The sequence below is a fragment of the Hymenobacter agri genome (assembly GCF_054778495.1).
In genome coordinates this window covers 1-3415 of record NZ_BAAGZM010000476.1, presented here as the reverse complement: position 1 = coordinate 3415, position 3415 = coordinate 1, and the positions used below count along the sequence as shown (strand labels likewise).

General features: G+C 64.0%; 2 protein-coding genes. One reads left to right on the top strand and one right to left on the bottom strand.

What is annotated here, in order from left to right:
• On the bottom strand, positions 1-2138 hold a 2138-nt coding region (locus ACYVDE_RS17890), incomplete at its 3' end, for an alpha-amylase family glycosyl hydrolase (RefSeq protein ID WP_460502915.1).
• A gap of 318 nt (positions 2139-2456) precedes the next feature.
• Between ACYVDE_RS17890 and ACYVDE_RS17885 the strand changes: the two genes are divergently transcribed.
• Positions 2457-3332 (top strand): alpha/beta hydrolase, encoded by an 876-nt coding sequence (locus ACYVDE_RS17885; protein ID WP_460502914.1) that lies wholly within the window; start codon positions 2457-2459, stop codon positions 3330-3332.
• Positions 3333-3415: the final 83 nt, after the last annotated feature.

Here is a 3415-nt window from a genome sequence, read left to right as displayed (position 1 = left end):
TGCACGTTCACCGTGACGGTGCCGGCGGCTTGGCCGCTGTACAGCTCCGTTACCTGGTAGGTGCCGGCGGCCAGCGTCGACATCGTGAGCGAGAGCGTAGAGCTGCTGACGGCGCTGCTGCCCACGTTGGCAGCCATGAGGGTGGCTTCCTGGTTGAAGACGCGGGCGTAGGCCAGCACCGAAGTGGCCGACGAGATGGCGGGCAAATAGTAGCCTCTACGCAGGGTTTCGCTGGCGGTGCGCAGGCTGATGAGCTTGCGGTAGTGGCTCAGCAGCGAGTTAGGGTCGGCCTGCTCGGTGGCCACATTGTAGGTACCGAAATTGGTATTGATGCCGCGCCAAGGCGAGCCGGTGGTGAAACCGGCCTGGCTGCCGGCCGTCCACTGCATGGGCTTGCGCTTGTCTTCGTCGGGGCCGGTGCCGGCCATGCCGATTTCCTCGCCATAGTAGATGAAGGGCACGCCGGGCATGGTGAGGTAGAGCGCCGCCGCCTGCTTCATGCGGGCCACGTTGCTGCCCAAGCCGTCGAACACGCGGTTCTGGTCGTGGTTGGTGAGGAAGGTGGCGTATTGCAGGCGCGGGTAGAGGCTCGTAACGAGGTTAAGCTGGGTGCGCAGCGCCGTGGGGCTGCCCGTGCTCACGGCCCCGATGATGCTGCTGGCCAGGTCGAACTCGAAGCAGAGGTCGAGCCGGTTGTTGCGCACGTAGGGCACCACCGCGCTGGTGTTTGTCCAGGCCTCGCCCACCGACAGCGCGGCCGGGTTCACGGCTTTCAGCGAGTCGTGAAATTCTTCCAGCACGCCGAGGGTTTCGGGCGTGTCGGCGGTGGTGCTGCCGTTTTCCACGAGGTAGCGCACGGCGTCGAGGCGAAAACCGTCAACGCCCCGGCGCAGCCAGAACCGGTCAGCATCCCACATCGCGGCGCGCAGCTGGGGGTTGCGCCAGTTCAAATCGGGCATGCCGTCCCAGAATGCGCCGTAGAAATACTGGCCGTTGCGCGGGTGCCAGCCGCTGCCGCCAAACGGCCCGTAGCCCAAATCGGTGGGCGACCACAGGTACCAGTTGCGGTAGGTGCTGCTGGCGCTGCTGGCTGACTGTGTGAACCATGGATGCTGGCTGGACGAATGGTTCAGTACCATATCGAGAATAACCTTGATGCCGCGCTGGTGGGCGGCGGCCAGGAAAGCATCGAACTGCGCCATGGTGCCATAATCGGGCTCCACGGCCTTATAATCGGTGATGTCGTAGCCATGGTAGCTGGGCGATTCCATGATGGGCATCAGCCAGAGGCCGGTGATGCCCAGGTCGGTGGTGGTGGCGGGGTTGCCGTCATTCAGGTAGTCAAGCTTCTGCGTAAGGCCCGCGAAGTCGCCCTTGCCGTCGCCGTTGCTGTCGTAGAAGCTGCGCACGAATACTTCGTAGAACACCGCATCATTCCACCAATAAGTTGGGTAGCTGGTGAGCGTGGCCCCGTTGCAGGCCGTGCAGGTGCCGAAGCAGTAGCTCGGTGTGGTGTTCACGGCGGCCGTGGCGTTCACCACGCGCAGCAGGGTACCGCTGGCATCGGCGGTGCCGCAGGCGGCGGGCACGTTTTCGGCCCCGGCCAGGGTATTGCCGTTCACGAAGCGGTACTGAAACACGCCGGGGGCCGGCAATGCAATCGTTACCTCGTAGATGCCATCATTATTATCGTCGGTGAGGGGCAGGGCGGTGGCGTCGTTGGTGGCGCCGTAGCCGGCCAGGGCCTGGAAATTGCCCACCACGTGCACGCCGGTACGGGCCACGGGCTGCCCGGTCATATCCACGGCGAAGCGCAGCTGCGGGGCGCAGCCGGCGAAGGGCAGGATGGGCAGGCGCACGGCCGAGCCGCCCACCACCACCTGCCGGTTCACGTTGCCGCTGGCATCAGTAATACCGCAGGTGCCGGGCACGATTTCAGACGTGTTCCAGCCGCTGCCGTTCACGAACTTATACAGGTAGGTGCCGGACGGCACGTTCACGGTGGCTTCCCACACGTGGTCGCCGTCGGCATCGGTGAGGGCGGTGGTGGCGGGATTCCAATCGGCCCCGAAGCCGGCGGCAGCCTGGAAGTTGCCGGCCACGTGCACGCCGCCCGCGGGCACGGCCGTAGTACCCATATCGACCCGAAAGGTGAGCGGATTAGCCCACGCGCTACTCCAGCCAGCCAATAATGCAATAAGTAGTAAGCGGATTTTCATTGCTTTATAGTTGCAAACGAGGAAGCGACAAAGGTACGTTTGCGGCGGCAGGCACGTCATGCGACGTGTACTGAACGTCATGCTGAGCGCAGTCGAAGCATCTCTACCGCGCAACGCAATTCATTTACTACTGCGGTAAAGATGCTTCGACTGCGGCTGCACTCGCCGCTTGATGCGCGGAATGCTCAGCATAACGTTCATTATTTTCCTACACCTATTCTTATCCCTCCCCGCCCCATGCGCCCCCTCCTACTCCTCGCCCTGTTCCTGCTCACGGCCAACGCGGCCCGCGCGGCCCGCGTCGATACGCTGGCCATTCCCAGCGCAGCCATGCATAAAACCTACCGCGCCGCCGTGGTGCTGCCGGCTTCCTACGCCAAAAATAAAAAGGCTCGCTACCCGGTGCTCTACCTGCTGCACGGCGCCTACGGCCATTTCAACGACTGGCTAAAAAACACTGCTGATAAGCAGCTGCTGCCCCGCCTGGCCGACCAGTACAACCTCATTATCGTGAATCCCGAGGGCGAAACCTTCAGCTTTTATATCGACAGCCCGGTGAAGGCCGACAGCCAGTTCGAAACCCACCTCACCAAAGAAGTCATCCCGGCCATCGACCAGGCCTACCGTACCGTGCCCGACCGCCGGGGCCGCGTTATCACGGGCCTTTCGATGGGCGGCTTCGGGGCCTTCTACCTCTCGGCCCGCCACCCCGACCTATACTGCGCCGCCGGCAGCATGAGCGGCGCGCTGGAGCTGAGCAGCGCCAACCGCCGCTTCACGCCCGAGGAAACCGCTTGGCGCAACAAAAACCTGCTCCCCGTGCTGGGCAGCGAAGCCGATAACCCCGCGTTTTTCAGCGCCAACTCGGTGGTGAACATGGCCGACGTGCTGCATCGCAACGGCCTGCCCCTCATATTCGACTGCGGCGTCGACGACGGTCTCATCGACATCAACCGCGAGTTGCACCGCCGGCTGGTGTACAACCACACGCCCCACGACTACACCGAGCGCCCCGGCGGCCATACCTGGCCCTACTGGCAGGCGGCGTTGCCCTACCAGGTGCTATTTCTGAGCCAAGTGCTGCAGGCCAACGGCACGGCGGTGCCGCAGTAGCCGCCGCCCCGCGGGCGCGGGGCCGGCACCTAACGGTAGTTCAGGTAGTGCACCCAGCGGTAGTTGGCCCCGTAGGTGCTGGG